24 protein-coding genes are annotated in these 26,067 nt (G+C 57.6%); 10 read left to right on the forward strand and 14 right to left on the reverse strand.

What is annotated here, in order from left to right; all coding sequences use genetic code 11:
• Positions 1 to 2 precede the first annotated feature (2 nt).
• Positions 3 to 995, reverse strand: coding sequence for an ABC transporter substrate-binding protein (locus D467_RS0108675; RefSeq protein WP_018917118.1), 993 nt, complete (start codon positions 993 to 995; stop codon positions 3 to 5).
• Between the two features lie 147 nt (positions 996 to 1,142).
• On the opposite strand from D467_RS0108675, the gene D467_RS0108680 reads away from it, so the two are divergent.
• Positions 1,143 to 1,898 (forward strand): DeoR/GlpR family DNA-binding transcription regulator, encoded by a 756-nt coding sequence (locus tag D467_RS0108680; RefSeq protein WP_018917119.1) that lies wholly within the window; start codon positions 1,143 to 1,145, stop codon positions 1,896 to 1,898.
• Positions 1,899 to 1,904: 6 nt separating this feature from the next.
• Here D467_RS0108680 and D467_RS0108685 read toward each other — a convergent pair whose 3' ends face one another.
• Complete coding sequence (locus D467_RS0108685) at positions 1,905 to 2,189, reverse strand: YrhK family protein (protein ID WP_018917120.1); 285 nt, start codon at positions 2,187 to 2,189, stop codon at positions 1,905 to 1,907.
• A gap of 352 nt (positions 2,190 to 2,541) precedes the next feature.
• On the opposite strand from D467_RS0108685, the gene D467_RS0108690 reads away from it, so the two are divergent.
• From D467_RS0108690 to D467_RS0108705, 4 genes are all read left to right on the forward strand, one after another.
• Entirely contained in the window at positions 2,542 to 3,768 is a 1,227-nt protein-coding gene (locus D467_RS0108690; protein WP_018917121.1) for a GGDEF domain-containing protein, read from the forward strand.
• 128 nt (positions 3,769 to 3,896) lie between these two features.
• Entirely contained in the window at positions 3,897 to 5,174 is a 1,278-nt protein-coding gene (mtnK, locus tag D467_RS0108695; protein WP_018917122.1) for an S-methyl-5-thioribose kinase, read from the forward strand.
• Between the two features lie 244 nt (positions 5,175 to 5,418).
• Positions 5,419 to 5,883, forward strand: coding sequence for an RNA polymerase-binding protein DksA (gene dksA / locus D467_RS0108700; protein ID WP_018917123.1), 465 nt, complete (start codon positions 5,419 to 5,421; stop codon positions 5,881 to 5,883).
• Positions 5,884 to 5,889: 6 nt separating this feature from the next.
• Complete coding sequence (locus tag D467_RS0108705; protein ID WP_018917124.1) at positions 5,890 to 6,975, forward strand: CobW family GTP-binding protein; 1,086 nt, start codon at positions 5,890 to 5,892, stop codon at positions 6,973 to 6,975.
• A 102-nt stretch (positions 6,976 to 7,077) separates the two neighbouring features.
• Here the strand turns inward: D467_RS0108705 and D467_RS0108710 are convergent, their stop codons facing one another.
• Positions 7,078 to 8,118 carry a GlxA family transcriptional regulator gene (locus D467_RS0108710; RefSeq protein ID WP_018917125.1) on the reverse strand — a complete coding sequence of 347 codons (1,041 nt, stop codon included), beginning with the start codon at positions 8,116 to 8,118 and terminating at the stop codon, positions 7,078 to 7,080.
• 122 nt (positions 8,119 to 8,240) lie between these two features.
• Between D467_RS0108710 and D467_RS19145 the strand changes: the two genes are divergently transcribed.
• Positions 8,241 to 9,404, forward strand: coding sequence for an S-(hydroxymethyl)glutathione dehydrogenase/class III alcohol dehydrogenase (locus tag D467_RS19145; protein WP_018917126.1), 1,164 nt, complete (start codon positions 8,241 to 8,243; stop codon positions 9,402 to 9,404).
• A 117-nt stretch (positions 9,405 to 9,521) separates the two neighbouring features.
• Here the strand turns inward: D467_RS19145 and D467_RS0108720 are convergent, their stop codons facing one another.
• The 6 genes from D467_RS0108720 to mtnB form a co-directional block, all read right to left on the reverse strand.
• A complete protein-coding gene (locus tag D467_RS0108720) occupies positions 9,522 to 10,574 on the reverse strand; it encodes a substrate-binding domain-containing protein (RefSeq protein WP_018917127.1) in 1,053 nt (350 codons plus the stop codon).
• A 42-nt stretch (positions 10,575 to 10,616) separates the two neighbouring features.
• Entirely contained in the window at positions 10,617 to 11,705 is a 1,089-nt protein-coding gene (locus tag D467_RS0108725) for an ABC transporter permease (RefSeq protein ID WP_018917128.1), read from the reverse strand.
• On the reverse strand, positions 11,641 to 13,134 hold the full coding sequence (locus D467_RS0108730) for a sugar ABC transporter ATP-binding protein (RefSeq protein WP_018917129.1): 1,494 nt from the start codon (positions 13,132 to 13,134) through the stop codon (positions 11,641 to 11,643). The genes D467_RS0108725 and D467_RS0108730 overlap by 65 nt, the downstream gene beginning before the upstream one ends.
• A gap of 169 nt (positions 13,135 to 13,303) precedes the next feature.
• Positions 13,304 to 13,852 carry a 1,2-dihydroxy-3-keto-5-methylthiopentene dioxygenase gene (locus D467_RS0108735; RefSeq protein WP_018917130.1) on the reverse strand — a complete coding sequence of 183 codons (549 nt, stop codon included), beginning with the start codon at positions 13,850 to 13,852 and terminating at the stop codon, positions 13,304 to 13,306.
• Positions 13,853 to 13,892: 40 nt separating this feature from the next.
• On the reverse strand, positions 13,893 to 14,603 hold the full coding sequence (gene mtnC, locus D467_RS0108740; protein ID WP_018917131.1) for an acireductone synthase: 711 nt from the start codon (positions 14,601 to 14,603) through the stop codon (positions 13,893 to 13,895).
• Positions 14,600 to 15,187 (reverse strand): methylthioribulose 1-phosphate dehydratase, encoded by a 588-nt coding sequence (gene mtnB, locus D467_RS0108745; RefSeq protein WP_018917132.1) that lies wholly within the window; start codon positions 15,185 to 15,187, stop codon positions 14,600 to 14,602. Before mtnB ends, mtnC begins: the two co-directional genes overlap by 4 nt.
• Before the next feature lie 181 nt (positions 15,188 to 15,368).
• Between mtnB and mtnA the strand changes: the two genes are divergently transcribed.
• The 4 genes from mtnA (at position 15,369) to D467_RS0108765 (ending at position 19,582) form a co-directional block, all read left to right on the forward strand.
• Positions 15,369 to 16,385 (forward strand): S-methyl-5-thioribose-1-phosphate isomerase, encoded by a 1,017-nt coding sequence (gene mtnA, locus D467_RS0108750; RefSeq protein WP_018917133.1) that lies wholly within the window; start codon positions 15,369 to 15,371, stop codon positions 16,383 to 16,385.
• A gap of 199 nt (positions 16,386 to 16,584) precedes the next feature.
• Complete coding sequence (locus D467_RS0108755; RefSeq protein WP_051081724.1) at positions 16,585 to 17,451, forward strand: putative selenate ABC transporter substrate-binding protein; 867 nt, start codon at positions 16,585 to 16,587, stop codon at positions 17,449 to 17,451.
• Positions 17,452 to 17,522: 71 nt separating this feature from the next.
• Positions 17,523 to 18,107 carry an ATP-binding cassette domain-containing protein gene (locus tag D467_RS0108760; RefSeq protein WP_155826468.1) on the forward strand — a complete coding sequence of 195 codons (585 nt, stop codon included), beginning with the start codon at positions 17,523 to 17,525 and terminating at the stop codon, positions 18,105 to 18,107.
• Positions 18,107 to 19,582, forward strand: a complete 1,476-nt coding sequence (locus tag D467_RS0108765; protein ID WP_018917136.1) for a PhnE/PtxC family ABC transporter permease — start codon at positions 18,107 to 18,109, stop codon at positions 19,580 to 19,582. Before D467_RS0108760 ends, D467_RS0108765 begins: the two co-directional genes overlap by 1 nt.
• A gap of 32 nt (positions 19,583 to 19,614) precedes the next feature.
• On the opposite strand, the gene recQ is transcribed toward D467_RS0108765, so the two are convergent.
• The 5 genes from recQ to D467_RS0108790 are packed head-to-tail and all read right to left on the reverse strand — an operon-like array spanning position 19,615 to position 26,062.
• On the reverse strand, positions 19,615 to 21,750 hold the full coding sequence (gene recQ / locus D467_RS0108770) for a DNA helicase RecQ (protein WP_018917137.1): 2,136 nt from the start codon (positions 21,748 to 21,750) through the stop codon (positions 19,615 to 19,617).
• Between the two features lie 60 nt (positions 21,751 to 21,810).
• Positions 21,811 to 22,695 carry a carbohydrate ABC transporter permease gene (locus tag D467_RS0108775; RefSeq protein ID WP_051081715.1) on the reverse strand — a complete coding sequence of 295 codons (885 nt, stop codon included), beginning with the start codon at positions 22,693 to 22,695 and terminating at the stop codon, positions 21,811 to 21,813.
• The gene (locus D467_RS0108780; RefSeq protein ID WP_018917139.1) at positions 22,692 to 23,576 is read right to left on the reverse strand and encodes a carbohydrate ABC transporter permease; all 885 of its coding nucleotides are present in this window, start codon (positions 23,574 to 23,576) and stop codon (positions 22,692 to 22,694) included. The genes D467_RS0108775 and D467_RS0108780 overlap by 4 nt, the downstream gene beginning before the upstream one ends.
• A gap of 60 nt (positions 23,577 to 23,636) precedes the next feature.
• Positions 23,637 to 24,917, reverse strand: coding sequence for an ABC transporter substrate-binding protein (locus tag D467_RS0108785; RefSeq protein WP_018917140.1), 1,281 nt, complete (start codon positions 24,915 to 24,917; stop codon positions 23,637 to 23,639).
• 17 nt (positions 24,918 to 24,934) lie between these two features.
• Positions 24,935 to 26,062, reverse strand: a complete 1,128-nt coding sequence (locus D467_RS0108790) for an ABC transporter ATP-binding protein (RefSeq protein ID WP_018917141.1) — start codon at positions 26,060 to 26,062, stop codon at positions 24,935 to 24,937.
• Between the last annotated feature and the right edge of the window lie 5 nt (positions 26,063 to 26,067).

Genomic DNA, 26,067 nt, shown 5'->3' on the forward strand with positions numbered 1-26,067 from the left:
GATCAGCCGCCGAACAGGTCGCTGAAGCGCTGTTTCAGGGCTTCTTCCTGCTCAAGCGCCTGGACGATATCGACGGGCATCAGCTCGATGGTGTCGCGGGCGGGGAAGCCTTCCGGCGGCGTAACACCCGGGTGGGCAGGCAGATAACCCTGCTCGCTGACCAACTGCTGACCTTCTTCCGAGAGCACGAAGTCGACAAACTTCTGCGCCGCATCGACGTTCTTGGCGCCAGCCATAATGGCGACAGGTTCGGTGACTGCACTCACACCCTCTTCAGGGAAGACAAACTCGACCGGTGAACCTTTGGCCGCTTCGCGGATGGGCAGGAAATCCACCACGATGCCGTAAGGCTTGGTGCCGGCTGCCACTGCGTTGAACACACCGCCGTTACCGCCCTGGGCTTCGGTGCGGTTGTCATGCAGGGCATCGTAATAGCTCTCACCCAGGTCAGGGTTCTCACTAATCGCCGCCATATGGATCAGGGCAGCCCCCGAGTAAAGCGGGCTTGGCATGGTTACTAAGCCTTCATATTCAGGCTTAAGCAGGTCCTGCCAGCTTTGCGGCTGCTCCTCAGCGCCAGTGTTATACACGATACCGGTAGTGATCAGTTTGGTGCCGTAGTAGTAGCCTTCGGGGTCAAAAAGCTCAGCATCAAAGGCATCACGGTTAGGGCTCAAATAAGCCTGAAGCTGGCCTTCCTGCTTTAACGACTCCATGGTCATGCTGTCGGCGATCAGCAGCACATCGGGGTTACTGACCCCAGCGGCAAGCTCGGAGCGCAGGCGGGTCATCAACCGCGTGGTGCCGTCGCGTACCCACTCTACCTCGATATCCGGATAGGCTGCCTGGAACGCATCAACCGTTTGCTGGGCGTCGCTGTTGGGCTGGCTGGTATAGAGCACGAGCTTGTCGTCGGCAACGGCATTTGCCGAGAGAGCCAGGCCTGCCATCGTGGTGGCAAGAGCAATGGCGGTGCTGAGTGAGCGCTTGAGCATCAGGGAAATCTCCAATGAGTTGACCCTGCTCACACTACTGTCATCACCTTACAACATCGTGACAGTACGCTTTCGTTTGAAGGGGGCGAGCTTTCGTAAGCATTGGAAAGCCTTTCGTTAATAAAAAAGAGGGGAGATGAGAGCAAAATGAAGGGGCTAAACGAGCGTCGCCGGGCGCTGCTTGAGCGGGTACGCCAAGAGGGGCGCCATTCGCTAGAGGCGCTGGCTGATCAGTTTGGGGTGTCCGTACAAACACTACGCGGCGATATTCGCTTTCTTGCCGAAAAGGGCATGGTGCTGCGGCGCCACGGTGAGGTACTGCCGTTTCCCGACCGCGAAAATATCGGCTACGACCAGCGCCAGATCGTCAACGAAGCCGGAAAACGCCATATTGCCCGCCAGGCCGCCTCGTTGATTCAGCATCATCAGTCGCTGTTTTTAGGTACCGGCACCACCGTTGAACAGCTGGCCGATGCGCTGCACGACAAACAGGGCCTACATATCATGACCAATAATCTCCACGCGCTTATCAAGCTTTCCGCGCTGGAGTGTGAACTGGTGGTGGCAGGCGGCCGGGTGCGCCGCCGCGATCAGGACGTAATTGGCGGCGACGCGTGGCGTTTTTTTCAACGCTACCGGGTGGATGTGGGCATTGTCTCGGTAGGCGGCATGGATGCCCACGGCAATCTTTTCGATTACAACGACGATGAGGTCATGGCCCGCGAAGCGCTCTTGGCCAATGCGGCCTATCGCGTTCTGGTGCTGGATAAAACCAAGTTCGACCTGACCCTGCGCTGTGCGGCGGGAACGCTTGCCGACTACGATGCGGTAGTGACTGATGCCCCGTTACCCGACCGGTTACGTAGCCCGCTCGCCGCTAGAGGCGTCAGGTTTTTGGGATGAAAAGCGTTAAGCGTCCTGATCAGTATCTGGCAGCTGTTTAAAGTGGATATAGCGGTGCAAGCGAATTGCCGGGCGAATCAACAGCTGAAGGCTGCCCATCACGAAAAGACACACGCCTGCCGTTCTTACGCTACCTTCAAAAAAGAAGCAGATGCTGCCAGCGGTAAACCAGATGCCTAGCAGAAAATCGTTGAGCAGACTGAGCACTTCATAGCGCCGATGAACCACAAGCTCTTCATGGCCAATGGTGAATGTCCAATCACGGGTTTTTGAGTTCTGCTGGCGCTGCATGCTTGTCCTCCCTTATAGCATTTGGCGACTCTTTATAGGAATTGATCCATTGGCATATTCTGGCATGCATCTTTTTGCTCAGCCTAAAAAGCCGATAGTTTTTCACTGAGTGGCTCAGAAATATTGTTCATCATGGGCGAAGAATAATGTGGCAAACTGTCTAAAAGAATTATCTAAAAAGATCGCTTAAAAGAACCATTTAGTAGAACCATCTAATAACTATCCAGCAAAGCCATCATGAAGAATGACCCAGAAGAACTGGCCAAAAGAGGCGGCTATTCATGATGTTTATGTTGCTTTGGGGTGTGAGTGTTGAAGAAAGATCGATTTTCCAAAGCATTGAGGGCTGTTAATGATCAACGATGCGTTACTAAAGGCCATCGAGATTGAGTTGAACGGCAGCTGCCGTCGGCTGCGCTTTATGCAGCAGTTAGAAACGCGTTTTGAAAGTGATACCCAGCGGCGCCGTAGCCGACATTTAGTCGTGGCAGGTTTGCTGGCAATCCCCATCTATTTTCTTTTTTTAATCAACGATTATGGCTTTCGTTCAGACGTTTTTACGACGGTGCTATGTCTGCGAGTTGGCTCCGTCGTGTTTTTCGGCCTACCGATTTACTGGCTGGTTTACCGAGGGGTTTTACCTCACTTGCGTGAAATGTTGATGGCTAGCGTCATTGTAATGACCATGCTGATTTCCTGCCTGATTCTGGTTTCCTCTAACGCACTTTATTCATATTTCGACGTTTTCTCTTTTGGGCTTGTGCTGGTGGCGGGCAATATTTTTCTTCCGCTCAGGTTTTTGTATGCCTGCGCTGCGTCGGCTATCAGCATTTTAATTATGGCTGCGTTTGTGGTGGGCTATGAGCCCATGCCGCTAGAAGCCAAAAAACTGGCGTTATTAACTATTTTAGCCACCACCCTATTTACCCTGGTGACCAACTATCGCCTGGAGCGTAGTGAGCGTATCTCCTATCTACTGGTGCTTAGAGAACAGATTCGTGCAGGCTACTATCTGAAAGATAACCAGGCGCTGTCTCGGCTTTCCATGACCGACCCGTTAACCAATATCGCCAACCGGCGCCAGTTTGATGCGCTGTTGGCGACACGCTGGCAGGAGGCCGCCGAGCAAAGCACCTGCCTGGGCCTGATGGTGGTCGATATCGATTACTTCAAAGCCTATAACGATTATTACGGTCATTTGCAGGGGGATAAGTGCCTGCGAAAGGTGGCTGGCGCAATGCAGGCCGATAGCCGGGATACAGACTTGGTGGCGCGTTTTGGCGGTGAGGAGTTTGTCGTACTGATGGCGGAGGCAACGGCGACTAGTGCCCAACAGGCCGCAGAGCGTATCCGCCAAAGCGTCGAGGCGTTGCAAATTCCCAATGCCGGCCATTCATCACACAGCGTCATCACCGTAAGCGTTGGGGTAGCCACGCTATGCCCAAGCGATCGCCTTACGTCAGCGGATTTATTGGCCTACGCGGATTCAGCGCTGTATATCGCCAAGCAGCAGGGGCGAAATCGAAGCTGGGTGGCGGATACTGGCGTTTTGCTTTCCAGTGCCAACGCGATCAATTAAGCAGATCATACGTCCCCCTAAAGGGAACGCTAACCACTGGCTGAGCTAACCAGGATAAGCACGCCGCTAATTTGACAACGGCTCGTCAGTGAGGACAAATACGCAAAATATTGCCTGAGGAGCACGCCGTGGATAACGATCAACACGATGAGAGCCCGCGCTATGAAGCGCTGGCGGTCGATACTCTGGCAGCGCGCCTGGGAGATGTGCACGAAGTAGCCAGCCGTGTTGGCGGCGACCCCGCGAGTTGGGAAATTCGTGAAGTAGGTGACGGCAATTTGAACCTGGTGTTTATCGTGACAGGCACCGCAGGTAGCGTGGTGGTAAAGCAGGCTTTGCCCTACGTACGCATGGTGGGCGAAAGCTGGCCGCTGCCGCTTTATCGCGCGCATTTCGAGTATTACGCCCTGGTGCGCCAGGCCAAGCGTGCCCCAAACATTGCGCCGGAGGTGTTTTATTTCGATAAGCCTCAGGCCCTGTTTGTGATGGAATATCTTTACCCGCACACAATTTTGCGCCGCAAGCTGATTAAAGGTGAACGCGTGGCTCGCTTGGGGGAAACCATCGGCCAGTTCTGCGCGCGCACGGCGTTTCGCGGCTCGGAGCTTTCCCTGCCAAGCCCCGAGAAGAAACAGGATGTAGGGCTTTTCTCCGGCAATGTGGCGATTCCCGCGATTACCGAATCGCTGGTGTTCACCGACCCTTATTACGGCGCCGAGATGAATCACCACACGCCGGAGCTTTCGCCGGTGGTGGACGAGTTGCGCCGCAATGCGCGTTTAAAAGCCAAGGTTCAGCGGCTATTGATGAAGTTCACCGCCAACACCGAAACCATGCTCCACGGTGATTTACACTCGGGCTCGATCATGGCCACCGATACCGACGTGCGCGTGATCGACCCTGAGTTCTCCCAGTACGGACCGATGGCGTTTGACCTGGGGATGGCTGTAGCCAACTTCCTGATGGCGTACTTTAGTCAGCCTGCCCACCGCCAGGGTGACGAACTGGCTGCTTACCAGGCGTGGATTCTTGAGGTAATCGAGGCGTGTTTCACAAGCTTTGACGCCGAGTTCCGCCACTTATGGCAAACCGAGCGCACCGGCATTTTATTCCCCAGGGCGCTGTTTGAAGACCAGGGTAACAGTGCAGACGACGCCTGCGATGCGTTGCTGGAGGAAATTCGCCTGGACGCGCTGGCCTACTGCGGCATCGAGATGCACCGCCGGGTGCTGTCACTGGCCCATAACGCGGATTTCGAAGAGATCGAAGACACCGCCCTGCGCGCCCGGCTTGAAGCCCGAAATGTGTTGATGGGCCAAGCCCTGATTATGGAGCCTGACGCGGTGCGTGAAATACCTGCGCTTATAGAGCTGGCCCAAGCGTATAACCGCCAGGATGTTCTATAAACAGCCTTCTATAAAAGACGTGCTATAAAAAGTCGCAAGCGCTCGGTGAACTGCACTCCAAGCGTTGGACACTCCTCCAACGCTTGGGATGTTTTTATAAGAAAGGCAGACAATAGCGATTTTCGGCTCGTTTAAAACGACTAGTGACACCTTGTGCGTTTAGCGAGTGAGCCAGGTCGCTATTAATGTTAAATTTCTCGTTTCTTGTTATGTTATAACGTAGTTTTTATAGCAGGGTACACGTATGAATCAGCCAACAACCACGGTATCAACGCAGCGTGAGCCGACCGATAAAGCGCGAGAAGCCAAAGTGCTGGACATGCCAGCCTGTGACTATATGAACGATGAGCAACTGGCTTTTTTTCGCCAGCGGTTGCTGGATGAGCGCTTAGAAATTCAAGCGCATTTAAAGGAAATGAAAGAGGCAATCGCTTCACACGAACGTGACAGCGATGAAGCCGATCAGGCCTCGTTTGAAGAGGAGCTGCGCCTGTCGCTACGCCAAGCCGATCGGGAAAGCCGCTTGGTGAATAATATCGATGCGGCTTTGAGACGGATCGATAACGGCGACTATGGCTATTGTGAAGAGACTGGCGAGCCTATTGGTATTGCCCGCTTGCTGTTCCGACCCACCGCGCGGCTATGTATTGAGGCGAAAGAGCGTCAGGAAAGCCAGGAAAACCATTACCGTAAAGCACGGTGGGAGTAACCCGTTATGACTACACCCTCGTTCATTCCCATTAACGTGCTTACCGGTTTTTTGGGAAGTGGCAAAACCACGCTGCTCAATCGTTGGGTACACCAATCGTCAATGCGTAATACCTTGGTGGTCATCAATGAATTTGGTGATATTGGGCTGGACCACCTACTCATCACCCATAGCGATGAGCAAGCCGTTATCGAAATGAGTAGCGGCTGCCTATGCTGTACGCTGCGCGGCGATCTTAGTCGTACGCTTCAGCAAGCGTTGGAAGATATTCAGGCACAAGACAAACCTCTGCCTTCGCGTGTGGTGATCGAAACCACGGGCCTGGCAGCGCCCACTTCCATACTGCAGCTGCTGATGACCGATCACTGGCTAGCGCATCGTTTTAAGCTTGATAGCGTGGTGTGCTGTGTTGATGCAGTCAATGGCGCAGCAACGCTTACGGCCCATAACGAGTCGCAGCAGCAAGTGGCCATCGCCGATAAGCTGTTACTCACCAAGACCGATCTGGCCGAGCAAAACGTGGTATCTACACTGGCCAACCAGCTCGCGAGAATTAACCCCACGGCCGAACAGTGGCAGGTGATTAACGGCGAGCTTTCCGCCAGCCTTTTGGTAGGCGCAGGGCTTTATCGAAGTGAACATGCTGGCTACCAGGTTGACCAGTGGCTAAAGGCGGGCAGCTATACGATCCAGCCCGCCGATCAACACGCTGGCGCTGCTTTTTCGCTGAGTAAGCATTCATTGTTGAACGCAGCCCAGCCCGACAGCACATCGCACGGCGACAGTATCAATGCCTTTTGCTTTCGCGTTGAGGAGCCAATTCACCCCGACACGTTAGAGAGCTGGCTGGATATTTTGATGTCGCTGATGGGCGATAAAATGTTGCGCATCAAAGCAGTGGTGCATCTTACCGACAGGGAGTCACCGCTGGCGTTACACGGCGTACAACATATCTTTCACCCGCCTGCAGAGCTGCCCGCAGGTAGCGTCAACGACCGGATTTCCCGATTTGTTTTCATCACGCAGAACGTGTCGCCGGAGAGCGTGGCTGAGATGTACCATTTTTTTCAAACCTCTAAAGAGAGTGCCTAATGACCGCTGTGACGTTACCCGATATTGCACGCCAAAGGCCGACGCTATCAGGCGCTTTATCATGGGTAGGGATGGAGGGCAGTGGTGATGCGATGATCGGAATCAATGAGTCGATAGGGGCGTGCGGGCAGTTTTAAAGCGCGCCCGATAGGCGGTAGGCGTCAGCGCGTAACGTCGAGAAAATACCTTGCGCATCTGTTCGTCGGAGCTAAATCCAGCGCGCCAGGCAATGCTTTTCATGGGTAGCTCCGTGTCGAGCAGCAGCGACTTGGCGCGTTCACAGCGGGCGTTTTCAAGCCAGGCCGATGGTGTCATGCCAAGCTCGTCAAGAAACGTGCGGCTGAAATGGCGGGGGCTCATACCCGCCTTGGCGGCCATATCCGCCAGTTTTAAAGGCTTATCAAGATGAGTGATAAGCCAGCTCTGTAACTCGCGCATACTGGGCGAACCCGTCATCTGGCTGGTGAGTGCGGCGCTAAATTGCGACTGGCCACCCGGGCGCTTGAGATAAACCACCAGATCGCGCGCTACTCCCAGCGCCAGATCGCGTCCAAAATCCTGCTCGACAAATGCCAGTGTCAGATCAATTGCCGCCGTCACCCCGGCGGAAGTCCAGAAACGACCGTCCTGCACAAAAATCGCATCGGCATCTACCTGTAACGTGGGAAAACGCTGCTGTAGAAGGGCCGCGTAGTGCCAGTGCGTTGCCGCGCAACGCTGGTCAAGAAGGCCTGCTTCAGCGAGAAAAAATGACCCGGTACATAGCGCGGCGAAGCGCTGAACATCATCTGCCCGACGGCGACACCAATCGATAAGTGCGGGTTGGCTGGTGAGCGCTTTTTCGATATCGGCAGCGCCTGCCACCATTACGGTTGAAAGCGGGCCATTTTCAGGCAGCCCGCTCTGTGCTTGAAGTGGCGCCATCGTCTCCGACGCAATCACTCCAGGCTGTGGAGCGGCCAGCGTCACCTTGTAACGTCGCGGATCGCCTCGCTCGGCCAAGCGTTTGTTGGCGTAGGTGAATACGCTGAGCGGTCCGATGGCCTCCATGATTTTAAACCCCGGATAAATGATTAGATGTACACGATCGCTGTTTTCGGCTGCTGTGATCCCTGGGATGTTATTGGCTTCGTCATTTTTCATAGATATTACTCTTTCGAGGCCTGATTGCCGTGAACTCTGTCTTGATTTGACCGGAGTACTCGCTGGGGTAATTTAACAAAACGTTATAACGTATCATTTTAGCTCAAATGAAAGGAGAGAAAATGAAAACGCGCGCCGCAATTGCATGGGAGCCGAACCGCCCATTGGAAATTGAAGAAATCGACCTGGAAGGTCCCAAAGACGGTGAAGTGCTGGTCCGCATTGTTACCACCAGCCTCTGCCATACGGATATGTTCACGCTTTCGGGTCGCGACCCTGAAGGGCTATTCCCTGCCGTGCTCGGTCACGAAGGCGTAGGGGTCGTCGAGGAAGTAGGCCGTGGTGTCACCTCGGTCAAGCCTGGGGATCATGTGATTCCTCTCTACACGCCCGAAGACCCCAACTGCCCCTATATCAAGTCGGGTAAAACCAATCTTTGCCAGACGATTCGCGAGACGCAAGGGCGCGGTGTGATGCCCGACGGCACCTCGCGGTTCTCTTACAAAGGGAAGATGATCCATCACTATATGGGGACCAGCACTTTCAGCGAATACACGGTACTGCCTGAAATTGCGGTCGCAAAAATTGCTAAAGAGGCACCACTTGCCAAGGCAAGTGTCATGGGCTGTGCGGTGCCGACCGGGATGGGGGCGGTGCGTAATACTGCCAAGGTCACACCTGGCGCGACCGTCGTGGTTTTTGGTTTGGGCGCGGTGGGCATGGCGGTAATTCAAGGCGCCAAAATGGTTGGCGCTGGGCGTATTATCGGTATCGATACCAACCCCAACAAGTTCCCGCTGGCACGGGACATGGGCGTAACGGAGTGCGTTAATCCCACCGACTTCAGGCAGCCCATCCAGGAAGTAATCATCGAAATGACCAACGGTGGCGCAGATTACTCTTTTGAATGCATTGGCAATGTTAACGTGATGCGCGCAGCCTTGGAGTGCTGTCACAAAGGATGGGGCGAGTGTACGGTGATCGGCGTGGCGGGTGCGGGAGAAGAAATTTCTACGCGGCCTTTCCAGCTTGTGACTGGGCGTGTATGGCGCGGTTCGGCATTTGGCGGTGTGCTAGGGCGCAGCCAGCTGCCGGGGATGGTAGATGAATGGTTACGCGGCGACTTCGACGTCGACCCCTACATTACCCACAATATGACGCACGATCAGATCAACACCGCCTTCGACTTGCTGCACGCGGGCAAATCGATCCGTTCGGTCATCCATTTCCAGCCCAAGGAGACAATGCAACTGGAAGGATTGGCAGGTAAGATCGTTTCAAGCTGAATATGTACGCTTAGAAGGTGCGGGTTCTGATTGAACCCGCCTCGTTTAACGATTAAAACCCGCTACCGGTTCCATCGTTGGACAGCTTTTGAATGGCTGGTTTACCACTGGCCAGGATTAACGCTCAGGCAGGGGCAGCCAGTCGGCAAGTGCCACTTCGGCATGGGAGAACTGCGGCATGTTTTCGCTCAGCGTCTCCATGTTGGTGATGGCGTTATCGTTCAGGAAGTCTTGGGTAATTAGCGTGGGCGGCACGATAACCTGCTGGCCCGGCGCTTCACCGGCCATTAGTAGCGCTAGCGTACGTACCGAGACTTCACCGACCACCGTTGGGTTGGTGGCAACGGTTGCCGCCCAGGGCGAGCCGGGTTCACGCATGGCGGCAATGTCGGAGGTGGAGATATCGGCTGAATAAATAGCGATATCCTCACCCAGCCCCATTTCATCCACCGCTATTTTCACGCCTGCTGCAAACTCGTTGTAGGGCGCGAAGAAGATGTTAATCATCGGGTTGGCCTGAATTACCGCGCGGGCCTGATTGGCAACCGAGTTGGCGATCGGGTTGTCTAGAGTTCCGAATACGGCGGCTTCGGTCACACCGGGGTGGGCGTCTTTAAAGTCTTCCCAGGCGGCGTTACGCCGATCAAGCGGGGCGATACCCGGCACGTAGACATAGCCTGCGGTAAAGCGGTCGCCGTTATCTGCCAGCGCCTGCTCAAGGGCCAGCTCGCCCAGCAGGTAATCGGACTGTTCGACTTGCGGGATAGCGGGGTTATCCACTTCCACGTCGAACGCGACGACATCAATACCCGCCTCTACAGCGCGCTGTGCGGCGTCTTTCATGGACTCCGGCAGCCCGTGCTGAATGATGATGCCGTCCACGCCAAGTGCGATGGCCTGGTCCACCATATCTGCCTGAAGGGCCGCATCCTGGCGGCTATCCAGCACGCGCAGGTTCACGCCCAGCGCAGCGGCTTGCGCCTCTACACCCGACAGATAGGCCTGAAAGAAATCGCCCGTGGAGATATAGCGGATAAGCGCGATGGTGACATCTTCCGGCGCATCGAAGGGTGCCGGGCGCTCCTCAGCCGTTGCCAGGCTCGTTCCCAGTAGCGCCATGGCGGCGGTAACACTGACCGCAAAGTGTTTGAGCATACGGTGTTTAAGCATAGCGGTGTCCCCGTTGTTAACATTTTTAGTATTGAAGCGTTATTAGTGACGGCCTGATTGGCCACGTCGTGAGGAGAGGTAAAAGGTGAACATGAGTGCCACCACCAATACCGCGCCTTTAACAAAATCCTGGGTGTAGTAGGGCGCATTCATCATCGTCATGCCTTGCAGCAAAATCCCCACAAAAAGCGCGCCCATGGCGGTGCCAAATGCGTTGGGGCGCGCAGCACCCAGTACGGCAAAGCCAATTAGCGCGGCGGCCACGCTATCCAGCAGCAGGTTATTGCCGCTGGCAATATCGCCCCGGCCTAAACGGGCTGCCAGCAAAATACCGCCAATCGAGGCGGTAACGCCAGAAATCATATACGCCGCGATCTTGTAGCGCTCCACAGGCGCCCCCACCAGAGCGGTCGCACGCTCATTGGAGCCAATCGCATACATCAGCCTGCCGTGACGGGTAAAGCCTAAAAACAGCCAGATAGCGACCGCAATCAGTACAAACACCACCACCGGCACCGGAATCAAGCGCTCCAGAATAAGGTCAAAGCGGTGCCTTCCCAGCCACAGAAACGCTGCCGAGAACGTGCCTTCCGCAGTGGAACCATCGGCCAGCGACATGCCGGTGGCGATAGAGTTTCCCTGGGTAGGAATGCGCTGAAGGCCAATCAGCAAAAACATCATGCCCAGTGTGGCCAGCAGGTCAGGAATGCGGAACTTGACGATCAGCAGGCCGTTAATAAGCCCGATAAACGCACCCATCAACAGGCATACTGCCACGGCCACGTAGGCGGGCTGTTCAAGCACCACCATGCAGTACGCCGCCAGCATCAACGAGGTGGTGGCCACGGCACCAATGGATAGATCAAACCCGCCTACCACCAACGTGGTGGTCACGCCCAGCGCCAGAATGCCGGTAATCGCGACAGATTGAAGCACAAATACCGCCGAACGCGGGTTCGCAAAGCCCGAGGCCGCCAGGCTGAAGTAAACCACCAGCGCCACCAGCAACAGCAAGAAACCGTAGCGAATGGCCAGCTCCAGGCAGCGGGCTTTCGCAGCGCTGGTGTCAGGCTTTCCCGGAGGCCTGGGCGACGAGGGCGTTGAGGTCGATATCTCGGTTGGATTGCTCACCAGCAATGGCTCCTTCATGTAACACAATAATTCGGTCAGCGATTTCAATCGCCTCGTCTAGTTCAGAGACAAACACCAGCGTTGCGCGCCCTTTGGCGGTTGCCCGGATATGACGGCCTATATCCTGCCGTGCCCCGATGTCCACGCCTTGAAAGGGTTCATCCAGCAGTAACACGCGGCTGGGCGACTGAAGCCAGCGCCCGATCATGACCTTTTGCTGGTTGCCCCCGGAAAGCGTGCCAATCGAATCCGCGTGGGATTGGCAGACGATCCCCAGCTGGGCAATCATCTGCTCGGTACTGGCGCGCTGCTGACGGGCGCTCAAAAAAGCCCCGCGGGTAAAGGCTTTTAAAAACGGCAGCGTCATATTATCGGCGATATTAAAATCCCCGATCACGCCGTTGGTCGCCCTGTCTTTTACCGACATGAACACACCCCGGGCAAGCGCTTCACGTACATTTCCGGGCGCATAGGGCTGACCATCGACCTGCATGGTGCCGCTGCTTAAAGGACGCAACCCAAACAGGGTCTCGACAAGCGCCGACATTCCGCTGCCCAGCAGGCCGGTAAACGCGACAACTTCGCCATCACCCACGCTCAAACTGACCGGCGCCGCTCCTTTAGCCAGTTCGACATTGTGCAGCGTCAGGATAGGCGCGCCCGGTGTTGCCGGTTCGATATCCGCATTATTGATCGCCTGGCCCAACATGGCATGCACAGCGGCAGTGAGATCCAGCGGCGCTTGATCGAATACCCCGGAGATCTGGCCATCCCGCAAGCAGATGATGCGATCCGCCAAGCGTCTGATATCCGACATGCGGTGGGAAATATACACAATCGCCACGCCCTGGGCGCGCAAGCGATCGATCACCGTAAACAAGCGCTCGGCTTCAGTGGCGGAGAGCGATGAGGTCGGTTCATCCAGAATCAGAAGCCTGGGAGCGTGGGCCATGGCGCGGGCGATGCTGATCATCTGCCGGTCGGCCACCGAAAGGTCGGCAACGCGGGCATTCAGGTCGATATCCAGGCCCATGGCATCAGCAACTTCGCTTGCCTGCTGACGGAGCTTTTTAGCGCTGACCCATAAGCCGTGCGCACCGGAGGTTAGTCTATCCAGCATCAGGTTGTTGGCTACATCCAGGTCGGGGATAACGCCGTCATCAATGGATTGATGTACGGTCACCACGCCTTGGTGGATCGCCTCGCGTGCATCGCGCGGACTATAAGGTTTGCCAGCAAGCTGCATCTGGCCGTGGTCGGCCGCGTGATAGCCGCTGAGCACCTTGACCAGGGTTGACTTGCCAGCCCCGTTGGCGCCCATCAATACGACGACTTCGCCAGCATTGATACGCATATCAATGCCACGCAAGACCTGATTGTTCCCAAAGGATTTATGAATCCCTTGGATATCAAGCACGCTCGCTTGCAAGACGTTTCTCCTTGGTAGGCATACGCTGTGAAGGGCGCAAGATCATCGGTAAAGGGGGGTGGAAAGTCAATCGCCGTGGCAGGCCATATGCGCGCATAAAAATCGCAAGGGGCAGCGCAAAAAAAGGACGCGGGAATTGAACCCGCGTCCTTTTAGTCACTGCCGATATTTAAAGCTGATCAATCCGATCAAATTTGCCGGCGATATCGCTCTCTGTCCAGTGGGGCACCCAGCCTTCCACGTTGTCGAAGAAACGCAGCGCGGTAAATTCAGGCGCGGGGCCCATATCGAACCAGTGGGGCGTATTGGCGGGCACGCTGATCAGGTCGTTGCGGGTGCACAGCACCTGATACACCTTGTCGTCGATATGCAGGCAGAAAAGCCCCTGGCCTTTCACGAAAAAGCGCACCTCGTCTTCGTGATGACGGTGCTCGTTGAGGAATTTCTGGCGCATGGCGTCCTTTTCAGGATGCGTGGGCACCATGTGCAGCACATCAACCGTCTGGTAGCCGCCCTGGGTTTTCAAGCGCTCGATATCATCCTGATAGAGCGCCAGAATATCGTCCTGGGTGGCGTCGTCGGCGATCTCGCCCGGCGTTGCCCAGCGCTCGAACAGCACCCCCACACGGTTGAGCTCAGTCTTGATCTGCTCACCGTCGGTAATATCGACCAGCGCGTTGTTCGGATCTTGATCGGCAAATACTTTGAGTTGTGACATTAAGGCGCTCTCCGCTAGCTAATACTTGAACTGTTAAAGGCTAATTCGTCAGATTGATCTCATCGAAGCTTGTTACGCAAGCGTGCTGTGTTCCTGCTTGGGTGCCTTCGCGCACCAGTTGTAGCGTCTGCATGCCCGCCTGCTTGGCGGCATCCAGCTCTTCCACGACATCGGATAGAAACAGGATTTCGTCGGCGGGAAGCTGCAGCTTGCTGACAATATGCTGATAGGCACTGGCTTCGCGCTTATGGCCGATATGGGTATCGAAGTAACCGCTGAACAGCGGGGTCAAATCGCCCTCTGTGCTGTAGCCAAACAGCAGCTTTTGCGCCTGCACGGAGCCTGACGAGTAGACGTAAAGCTGCTTACCGGCCTCAGCCCACTGGCGAAGGCGTGGGGCGACATCGCTATACAGATGCCCTTTAAAGGCACCGCGCTGGTAGCCATCGGCCCACATCATGCCCTGAAGCGCTTTCAGCGGCGTGACTTTCTGGTCAGTCTCGATCCAGTGAAGCAGGGTTTCGACGACTTTATCCAGCGAGGCGTCCGGTTCCTTTAGCTCACCGCGCACCGCGTCTATCTGCTCAGCAACGTCCGGCTGGGCGGAGTGGGTGTTCACATACTCGGGCAACTGATCATGAGCGTAGGGGAACAGCACCTTATGCACAAAGCTGATATCGGTGGTGGTACCTTCGATATCGGTGACCACGGCGCGGATGTTTAGGTTATCAAGACCTGGGTTATTGATCATTTGGACCACCGGCTCTCTTCAAGGACACAGGCAAGTAAAAACTCAATGGCTTCCAGGTGGCGACGGCAGGCGGCAATGGTCTCGCCGACGGCGTAGATACCGTGGCCTGCCACCAGAAAGCCCCAGGGCATCGGCCAGCCAGCACGTACGTGATCGGCCAGCTCGCTCATGTCCTGTGAGTTGGGCACGACCGGCAGGCAGATGGTGGCGTCATGCGTGCTATTACCCTGTAACGCCTTTTGCATTTCAAAGCCGTTTAGCGCAATACCATCCGGGAAACGGCGCGAAAGTACGGTGCTGGCCACGGTGTGAGTATGCAACACGCAGCCAATCGTTGGGTCCAAGCGATAGAGCGCCGCGTGAAGATCGCTTTCCGCACTGGGTTTTCCGCTGCCTTCAAGCACGTGGCCTTCAAGGTCGCAAAGCAGTAAATCGCCGGCCTGAATACGGGTTTTATCGCGGCCGGAAGCGGTCACCAGGTAACCTTGCGGTGCGCGGGCAGAAAAGTTGCCGCCCGTGGCGGGCGTCCAGCCTTGCTGGGCCGCCCAGGCAATAGCCGCTAGCAGTTCGTCTTGTGAGGTCATCGTAGGATCAGCATCGCGTCGCTTTCAAAGGCCTTCATTCTATATGATATGCTCCGCGGCTGATAAGCCACGCGACGTATTCGTGCGTTCCATAAGTGCATTGCATCCGTGCTTTCCATACGTGCTTTCCAATTAAGTACTTTCTCATCCGTTCTTTATCTCAGTACTCAAGGAGTCCCTGATGCCTCATCTTCAGTCACGCAGTTTACGGGTGTATGCCGACTCGCTTGAGTACCTGGATCAGACTCGCCTGCCGCAGGCGGAAACGTGGGTGCGCTGTGCAAGCCCGGAAGATTGGCAGGTGGCGGTGAAAAGCCTGGCGATTCGCGGTGCGCCGCTGATTGGCCTGAGTGCTGCCTTTGTGCTGGCGCAGTATGCGGCCGCGCATCCCGGTCAAGAACGTGATTGGCAGACGGTGAGTGATCGCTTACGGGCTACGCGCCCCACGGCGGTTAATTTGATGTACTGCCTGGACGCTATGGAGGCCTGCTTTGCCCAAGGGCCGGCAGCGCTTTCTGAGCGCGCCGCCGCGCTGTTTGAAGAGGACCGCGAGTTGTGTTTGCACATGGCCGAACGCGGCGCGGACTTGCTGAAAGACGGAGAGCGAGTGCTTACTCACTGCAATACCGGCGCCCTGGCCACGGCCGGTGTCGGCACGGCGATTGGCGCGCTGGCGGTTGCTAAAAAGCGCGGCGTAACGTTGCATGTCTACGTTAACGAAACCCGCCCGCTGCTTCAGGGTGGCCGGCTGACTGCCTGGGAAATGGCCGATCTGGATATTCCATATCAGTTGATTGCCGACAGCATGGCCGCAAGCCTGATGGCCGCAGGCAAAGTGGATAAAGTGATGGTGGGCGCCGACCGCATCTGCGCCAACGGCGACTTTGCCAATAAAGTGGGCACTTACATGCTGGCAGTGGTCGCCAACTACCATCAGGTGCCGTTTTATGTCGTGGCGCCTTACACCACGGTAGACAAAGCTTGCGCCACCGGCGATGACATTCCAATCGAGCAGCGCGACGCCGCTGAAATACGCGGAGCCACCGGTGCTTTCGGGGATGTCGTTTGGGCGCCGGAAAATGCACCGGTTTGGAATCCCTCGTTTGACGTTACGCCCGCCTCGCTAGTCACCGGCTGGGTGCTGGATACCGGTGTGTTCGATAAAGCCGCCATCGCACGAGGTGAACACTGCCGGTAATGGCTTGCCAGAAACGCTAGGCCTGCGCGGTTATCGACGCCCGTATGCAGGCCATACGTAGTAATCAAATCGCCCCTCCAGTGAGTTTAAACAGCATTTGTCGCGTTCGCCCCTTTATAAGTAAGGAGCTGCTATGCTTTGGCGAGGTTTGCTTTGGCGCCTCGCGCCAATTTTCCCACCATCGTCAAAGGGTGTTCTTATGCTTCGCCAACCGCTTCTGGCCCGTGCGGCCGTTCTGTTTGCGCTTGTCTCACCGCTTGCCGTCGCCGATACACTCGTATTTACCGCCATTCCCGATGAGGACGAAACGCGCCTTCAGCAGCGTTTTCAGTCGGTGGCTGACTACCTCGCCGATGAGCTCGATGTGGAAGTACGTTTCATTCCCGTGACGTCCTACGCCGCCTCCGTGACCGCGTTTCGCAACAATCAGGTGCAGCTGGCCTGGTTCGGCGGCTTCACCGGCGTTCAGGCGCGCGAACTGGTGCCCGGCTCTCAGGCCATCGCCCAGGGTATCGAGGACCCGGAGTACAAGAGCTACTTTATCGCCAACCAGGCCACCGGTATCGAGCCGGTCGAGTCTGACACCGCGCCCGAGGCGCTCGAAGGGCTCACCTTTACCTTCGGCTCGCAAAGCTCCACCTCCGGGCGGCTGATGCCGGAATACTTTCTGACGCGCGACCTGGGCGCTTCGCCGAATGAGCTTTTCGAGCGCGTGGGTTACAGCGGTAACCATAGCCGTACGGTGTCGCTGGTGCAGTCCGGCGCCTACCAAGCGGGGGTATTGAGCTACACCGCCTGGGAGAACGAGGTCGACCAGGGCAACGTCGACCCCGAGCGGGTGCAGGTCGTGTGGGAATCGCCCACCTACCCGGACTACCACTGGACCGTGCGTGGTGATGTGGACGAGCGCTTTGGCGAGGGCTTCACCGAGCGGCTTACGCAGGCGCTGATCGATATGGACGACCCGGAGCTTCTGGCGAGCTTCCCGCGCTCGGGCTTTATTCCGGCTTCCAATGAAGATTTCCAGCCCATTCACGACGTCGCCGTATCGTTGGACCTGCTGTAAGGGTGAGCGATTTCGTTCTCAAGGACGCCGAGGCGCACTATGGCGCCACGCGGGTGCTCGGGCCGCTGTCGATGCGTATTGCTGCTGGTGAGCGTGTAGCACTCATCGGCAAGAGCGGGGCGGGCAAGTCGACGCTGCTCTCGCTGATGTTCGACCGCTGGCGGGCGCAAAACGTGGCGCTGATGCCACAGGCGCTGGGGCTGGTCGATACGCTCTCGGTGTTTCACAACGTCTACATGGGGCGGCTCGACCGCCACCGGTGGTGGCGCAACCTAGCCACCTTGGCAAGACCGTGGCGGCGCGATATCGATGAAATCAAGGCGCTGCTTGATGAGGTGGGCATCGGCGAGAAGTGCTGGACGCCCTGCGGCGAGCTTTCCGGCGGCCAGCGCCAGCGTGTGGCCGCGGCTAGGGTGCTCTACCAGCAGGGCGATCTGCTGCTGGCCGATGAGCCGGTCTCGGCCCTTGACGGCCCCCAGGCAGGGCACGTAATGGCCAAGCTGACCGAGGGCTACCCACGCTCGGTGTTGGCGATGCACGACCTGGAACTGGCACTTGCGTTCTGTACGCGTATCGTCGGCCTCAAGGACGGCGCGATCGTGCTTGATGCACCGAGTGAGACGCTCTCCAGCGCCGCCCTTCAGGATCTTTACTGATGATGCTGCGTGCCACCACCCGCGTCACGCTGGGCTTTATTCTGCTGGCCCTGGTATGCCTGGCGCTGGGTGATTTCGAGATCAGCGCCCACGACCCGTGGCGCTCTGTCGGCCAACTGCTGCTGGGCCTGGTCCAGCCGGATTTCAGCAGTGTCGATTCACTGGGTCAGGCGCTCTTGCGCACCGTTGCCTTCGCGTTTGTCGGCGTGGGCCTGGGCGCGGGGGCGGGAATGCTTCTGGCGCTGTGTTTTCACCGCTGGTGGGTACGCACTTTCAGCGCCTTCATTCGCGCCATCCACGAACTCTTCTGGGCGCTGATCTTTTTGCAGAGCTTTGGCCTGCACCCGGTGACCGGGGTGCTGGCCATCGCCATTCCCTACGCGGGTATTTTCGCCAAGGTGTACGCCGAAATACTCGATGAGACCGACCCGCTCCCCCTTGATGTGCTCCCCCGGCGTGCCGGGCGGCTCTCGAAGCTCGTTTACGCGCGTATCAGCCAGGCCTGGCCGCATCTGGTGAGCTACACGGCCTACCGCCTGGAGTGCGGGCTGCGCTCGAGCGCGGTGCTGGGCTTTGTGGGCATGCCGACCATCGGCTATCACTTGATGGCGGCCTTCGCCCAAGGCCACTATTCGACGGTGGGGGCGCTGCTTTTATTGTTCTACCTGTTGATCGGCACGCTGCGCTGGTGGGTACGCCCACGACTCTTACCGATTTATCTGCTGGTCGCGCCGTTTCTGCTGGGCACCGGGCTTCCCATCATGTGGTCGAACGTAACGCGGTTTTTTTCTGAAGATATCGTGCCCGCGCCGCTCAAGAGGGGCGAGGGGCTGCCCGCCCTCTGGGAGTGGTTCGCCCAGCTGTTCGTGAATCAGGCGCTGCCCGGCATCTTGAATACGCTGCTGCTGACGCAGATTGCTCTGGTGGCCACCGGGGTACTGGCGCTTGCGCTCTTTCCGGTGATTTCGCGCCATTTCACCAACCGCGCAAGCGGGGCGGCGGGGCACGTAGGGCTAGTCATAATGCGCTCGACGCCGGAGTACATGCTGGCATTCATTCTGCTGCAGCTCTGGGGGCCGTCGATGTTGCCGGCGGTGGTGGCGCTGGCGCTGCATAACGGTGGCATCATCGCGCACCTGGTGGGTCGACGCAGCAACGAAATAAAACTGCGCCAGGACGCGCCGCACGGCATCGACCGCTACGCCTTTGAAATGCTCCCAAGACTTTACGGCCCCTTCCTGGCGCTTGCGTTCTACCGCTGGGAAATCATCATGCGGGAGACGGCGATTCTGGGCATTCTGGGCATCGCGACGCTTGGTTTTTACGTCGATAGCGCCATTCAGGAGATTCGTTTCGACCGAGCGATGGTGCTGATATTGATCACTGCGCTGATCAATATCGGCGTCGATGTGCTCGCCCGGCGGCTGCGTGGTTACCTGCGCCTGCGTCACGGTATCAATCCCCAGCAATGCTGAGCCGGGCCTGCTTTCAAACCGTCACAGAAAGGCTATGAACTTCTGGGTCTAGTGGTCAGCCAGGCCCGCACGCAGGCCAGCACGTTGTAATCGAAACGTCCGTCCAGCGACTCGAATACTGCTTTCATGCCGTGGCCTGCCTGCTGCTCGAACGCTGCGCGGATTTGACCAAGCGTGTTTTCATCGAGCTGAATGACCTGATCGAGCGCCAGCGCGCCGCTTTCGATCACATCGGCCAAGTGGCGGTAAACGGTATTGGGGGCAAGCCCCCGCGCCTGGGCAATCTCCTCCGGCGTCAGGCCCTGGCGTAAAAGTGTGGCGGACTCCTGAGCGCTGTCGCCCACAGGAGCGCTTGCGGGCGCATCCTTGTGGGCGGTGATGACCGCCAGAATCCCTTCGCCGTAATCCTCGAGCTTGCGTGCGCCGATGCCGGTGATGCCGCCAAGGGCCGCCAGGTTCTGCGGGCGGTGTTCGTTGAGTTCGGCAAGGGTGGCATCGTTGAAGATGACGTAGGCGGGTACGCCCTGGGCGTCGGCAAGCGTCTTGCGGTGCTCGCGCAGCGCCTCCCACAGGGCGCCGTGGCCCTGGGCGGGGGATCCGCCCTTGCTGCGGCGGGTGGCTTTGGCCTTGGTGGGTTTGCGCAGGGTAAGCGGCTGCTCGCCGCGCAGCACAGGCTTGGCGTTGGCGGTGAGATGAATGCCGCCATGGCCCTCCATGTCCACACTCAAATAACCGCTGGCGATCAGCTGGCGATACAGCGCCTTCCACTCGTTGGCCAAGAGTTCGCCGCCAATGCCAAAGGTGCTGATCTTGTCGTGGCCGAAGCGGGTAATGCGCTCGTTGGTCTTTCCCAGCAGCACATCCACCAGATAGGTCACGCCGAAGCGCTGCTCGGTACGGTAAACGCACGAGAGCGCCTTTTGCGCTGCTACAGTGGCGTCCCAGGTTTCCGGCGGGGTCAGGCAGTTATCGCAGTTGCCGCAGGGCGCGTCCAGGTGATCGCCGAAGTAGTGCAGAAGCGCCTGACGGCGGCAGCTGATGATCTCGCAAAGCCCTAGCATGGCGTCGAGCTTCTGCTGCTCGACGCGCTTTTGCTGGCTTGATGCCTCGGAGCCTTGCTGCATCTGGCGCAGCGTAATCACGTCCTGAAGCCCGTAGGCCATCCACGCATCCGCGGGCAGGCCATCGCGCCCGGCGCGGCCGGTTTCCTGGTAGTAGGCCTCGATGCTTTTGGGCAGGTTCAAGTGCCCGACAAAGCGCACGTCCGGCTTGTCGATACCCATGCCGAAGGCGATGGTAGCGACCACCACCACGCCATCCTCACGCAGAAAGCGGGTCTGGTTCGCCTGGCGCTGCTCAGGCGGCAGGCCTGCGTGATAGGGAAGCGCGGTCAGCCCTTGGCGTTCAAGCCAGGCGGCGGTGTCCTCCACCTTTTTGCGGGAAAGGCAGTAGACGATACCCGCCTCGCCGTCGTGGTTCTCACGAATGAAGCGCAGCAGCGCCTCGCGGGCGTTACCCTGGTTTTCGGCAATATGGTAGCGGATGTTGGGCCGGTCGAAGCCGCTGTTGTAGAGCGCTGCCTCTTGAAGCTGCAAATGCTCGATGATGTCGCCCCGGGTGGGCACATCGGCGGTGGCAGTCAGCGCAATACGCGGCACCTGAGGAAAGCGCTGATGAAGCTGGGAGAGCTGGCGGTATTCGGGGCGAAAGTCGTGGCCCCACTGGGAGACACAGTGGGCTTCATCGATGGCGAACAGGGCAATATGGGCCTGCTCCAGCAGCATCTGCATGCGCGCCGTGGCTAGGCGCTCCGGGGCCACATACAAGAGATCCAGGTCGCCCGAGCGTAGGCGGTTCTCCACCTCGACCGCCTCATGGTAATCAAGGCTGGAGTTCAGGTAGGCCGCGCGTACCCCGTTCTGCTCAAGGGCGGCTACCTGATCCTGCATCAGTGCGATCAGAGGTGATACCACGATGGCCGTGCCTTCGCGCAACAGGGCCGGAATCTGGTAACACAGTGACTTGCCGCCGCCGGTAGGCATCAGCACCAGCGCGTCGCCACCGGCGATCACATGATCAATAATCGCCTGCTGTGGGCCGCGAAAGTGCTCAAAGCCAAAGACTTCCTGCAGTACCTTCAACGCCGCCGGGTTGGGTTCGCCGTGCATCCTCGCTCTCCTTGTTACCGAGCGGGGATTGTCGCACGAAAAAGCCTCTTACGCGTTTGTCTAGCGAATGCCTGCTCGTAAAAACGACTGCACGAACTGGCGCTGAAAGAGCAGGAACGCCACCAGCAGCGGCGCGATACTGAGTAGCGTGGCCGCGCTGACCGTTGCCCAGTTAACCCCGGTTTCAGGGGCAGAAAATACGCCTAGGCCCACGGTTAACGGGCGGCTTTCCACTGAATTGGTGACCACCAGCGGCCACAGAAAGTTGTTCCAATGGTGGCTGATGGAAACCAGCCCATAGGCCAGGTAGGTAGGCTTGGCCAACGGCACGTACACCTTCCAGAGAATTTCCAGCCAGCTGCAGCCCTCAATGCGAGCGGCATCTTCAAGCTCGCGGGGGATGGTCTTGAACGTCTGGCGCAACAGGAAAATACCGAAGGCACTGGCCACATAAGGCAGCCCAATACCGGTGATAGTGTTAATTAACCCCAGCTCGCTGGCGATACGGTAGTTCTCCACGATCAGCACTTCGGGAAATACAAACAGCTGAATCAGCACCAGCATGAACAGCAGGTTTTTACCCGGAATGGGAAACCGTGCAAAGGCAAAGGCCGCCAGCGTACACACCACAAACTGAGCGAGTACCACGCCTGTCACCAACGCAAAGGTGTTGAGGTAATAGCGGCCAAAGGGCGCCTGTGACCAGGCGTTAACGAAGTTATCCAGCGTCAGCGGGGCGAACAGATCAAAGCGCACCATAAACTCGCTGGGATGGAAGGCCGCCCAAAAAGCGTACAGCAGCGGGAAAATCCAAATCACCGCCAATAGCCACGCCGCCAGAGTTTCAAGCGATGGAAGTGACAGTCGACGAGATCGAGGCGCACCCGCCGTTGGGTTCCGGGTGTTTGAGTCTTGAGTACTTGAGATAGCGGTGGGTGAACTCATTGGTAGTGCGTCCTGCGATCCAGAATCGTGAACTTCAGCGTGGCGACCACCGCAAGTACCAGCAGAATCACCACCGTAATGGTAGCCGCTGTGGTGCGATCAAAAAACGAGAAGGCATTTTCGTAGACGTAATACAGCAACAGTTTGGTCGCGTTATTGGGGCCGCCCTTGGTCAGGATAAACAGATGATCAACCACGCGTACCGCATTGATTAACGCGTTGATCAACACAAACAGTGTGGTCGGCATCAGGAGCGGAAAGGTCACCCGCCAGAAGAAGCTCCAGCGGCTGGTGCCTTCAAGATCGGAGGCTTCTTTAAGCTCAGGGGGAATGCCTTGAAGCGCCGCGAGATAAAAAATCATAAAAAAGCCGGCTTCTTTCCAGACCGACATCACGATCACCGAGCCCAGCGCGACGCTTGGGTCGCCCAGCCAATTCACCCCAGAAAACCCCAGCGCCCCAAGCAGCTTGTTAAACAGGCCAATTTGCGGAGCGTAGAAAAACATCCAGATATTGGCTGCGGCAATCATGGGCAAAATAGTCGGTGTGAAGTAGGCCATGCGCACAAGGCCGCGCCCCGGCAGTTTGCCGTTGACGAACAGCGCCATGCCTAGCGCCAGGGCAATAGAAGCGGGAATAGTGCCTAGCGCGTAAATCAGGTTATTGCGCGCCACCTTCCAGAACTTGGCGTCATCGAACAAAAAACGGTAATTCTCAAGCCCGACGAATTCCGACGGTGCGCCGCGAAAGCCGGGCAGAAACAGGCTTTGAATCACGGTAGTAATGGTGGGTAAATACGCAAAAGCGGCTAACAGCACGGCGGCGGGCAATAACAGCAGCGCGCCATACATCTGCATTTTGTGGTGGGCGGTTAATGCCATGGGTAACGGCCACTTGTAAGAAACGCCGGGGCGAACCCCGGCGAATAGGTAAGAAAAGACTTAACGTGCGTAACGACGCAGTATGGCTTCCGCTTCCCGCTGGGCCTGGTTAAGCGCAGCTTCCGGTTCCAGCTGACCGGTTAATGCTGCCTGAACGGCGTTATCCAGCGTGCGACGAATGCGGCCGCCCTGGTAGGTGGAAAGCTCGGCAGTACCGTGTTCCAGCTGGTCGCGGGCAACGGCGGCCGGCGGGAAGCTCTCCACATATTCGCGCAGCGCATCGGTCTCGTAAGCAGCGGGGCTCACGCCCATGTAGCCCGTTTCAATCGACCAGTCGGCGGCGCGCTCGGGTGCGGTCATCCAGCGGATAAACGTCATCGCGGCACGCTGCTCTTCCTCTGAGGTGTCTTTAAATATGTAGAAGTTGCCCCCGCCGGTCGGGCTGCCGCGCTGGGTGTTCATGGGCAGCATGGCGACGCCGAAATCAAAACCGGCCTCGTTGCGCACGGCAGTCAGGTTGCCGGTGGTGTGCCACATCATGGCGGTGGACTGCTCGATGAAGTTCTGACGCAGCGTGCCCCACTCAATGGTGCCATCCGGCATGGCGTCATGTTCGGTTGTCAGCGACACCCAGTACTCAAGGGCTTCAACTGCAGCGGGGTCATCAAAATAGACCTCGGTGCCGTCTTCACTCATCAAGCGGTGGCCGTTCTGAAACGCGAACGCCTGGAACATCCAGTAGGGGTAGCCGGTAGACGGCACCATCACGCCCCACTGCTCACCGTTGGAGGCTTCACGAATCGTCGCCGCCATCTCGGCCATTTCCTGCCAGTTTTCCGGCGGGGTTTCAGGATCTAAACCGGCCGCCTCAAACGCCTCTTTATTCCAGAACAGCACAATGGTGGAGCGCTGGAAAGGAATACCGTAGGTGTTGCCATCCAGCTGGCCGTTTTCCATCAGACCGGGGTAGAAGCTGTCGAGCCATTCGCGCTCTTCATCGGTTTCGACCAGATCATCGAACGCCACAATGGCGTCCTGCTCGATCAGTTCGTAAAGGTCGATGGAAAACATCACCGATAACTGCGGCGTATCGCCTGACTCAATCGCCGACATCGTGCGCACGCGGGTGTCGTCGTAGTTGCCGGCGTAGATGGCTTCTACCGAGATATCGGGGTGTTCGCTCTCAAACTCATCGACGAGATTATCGATCACGTCTGTCAGGGCACCGCCGACCGATATGGGGTAGTACATGGTCAGGTCAACGGGATCAGCGCTTGCCTGGGTGGCGCTTAATAGTCCGGCCACCAGGGCTGTGGTCGCAAAAGGGGTACGCAAACGCATAAAAGACTCCACGAACATCAATGTTGGAAAGAGCCCACGAAAGGTGGACGGGGAATTGAGCGGTGTGCAGACAACAGTTGAACCGGCGTCAGGTCATGACGCCGCAGCCCATCGGTACCAAACAGGTGGGCGCTTTCCGCCGCCCAGTGCAGGCAGCACGCTTGCCCGGTTAGCGCATGCTTGCCGCTTAGCCGAACGCGTAGGGTATGGGTGCCTACGGCGACGTGGGCGATGGTATCGGCGCCCAGATACTCCTCGCTAAGTACGGTGGCCGGAACACCGGGCTCTGATGCTGGGCGCAGCTCAATATCTTCCGGGCGAATGCCTAACTGGCCGCCAGCGGCTTCCAGCGGCGCGACCGTGGTGGTCGGTTCGCCGTCGATAACAGCACCCTGATCGCCTTGGACAAGTGGCAGCAAGTTCATGGCAGGACTCCCTATAAAGCTAGCGGCAAAGGCGCTGGCAGGCTGGTTATAAAGCTCGTCAGGCGACCCGTCCTGGACGATGCGGCCGTGCTGCATCAGAATCACGCGATCCCCCATGCTCATGGCCTCGACCTGATCGTGGGTCACGTAAATCACCGTCATATTCAGGCGGCTTTGTAGCGCTTTGATTTCCCGTCGCATATCGCTGCGCAGCCGCGCATCCAGATTGGAGAGCGGCTCATCCATCAAACAGATCGGGTGTTCAGAAATAATCGAGCGGGCAAGCGCCACCCGCTGGCGTTGGCCACCAGAGAGCTGAGCAGGTTTACGGTTCAGGTAATCGGTAAGGTCAACGAGTTCAGCCACCTTGGCCAGCCGCTCGCGCTGTTCAGCTTTGGGCACCTTGCGGCTGCGCAAGCCAAATACGATATTGTCGGCAACACTTAAATGCGGGAACAGGGCATAGGACTGAAACACCATGCTTAAGCCGCGATCGCCCGGCGGCAGGCGCGTGACGTCGCGCTCACCGATGTGGATCTGCCCGCCGCTTGCCTCTTCCAGGCCCGCAATCATGCGCAGCGTAGTGGATTTTCCGCAGCCCGACGGCCCGAGCAGAATGACAAACTGCCCAGGCGTCACATCGAAGGAAATTTCATCGACAGCGGCCGTCGCACCCCAGCGTTTAGTAACGCGCTCCAGGCGGATACGCGATTGACTCATACACA

It is taken from the genome of Vreelandella zhanjiangensis DSM 21076 (genome assembly GCF_000377665.1).
GTDB lineage: Bacteria > Pseudomonadota > Gammaproteobacteria > Pseudomonadales > Halomonadaceae > Vreelandella > Vreelandella zhanjiangensis.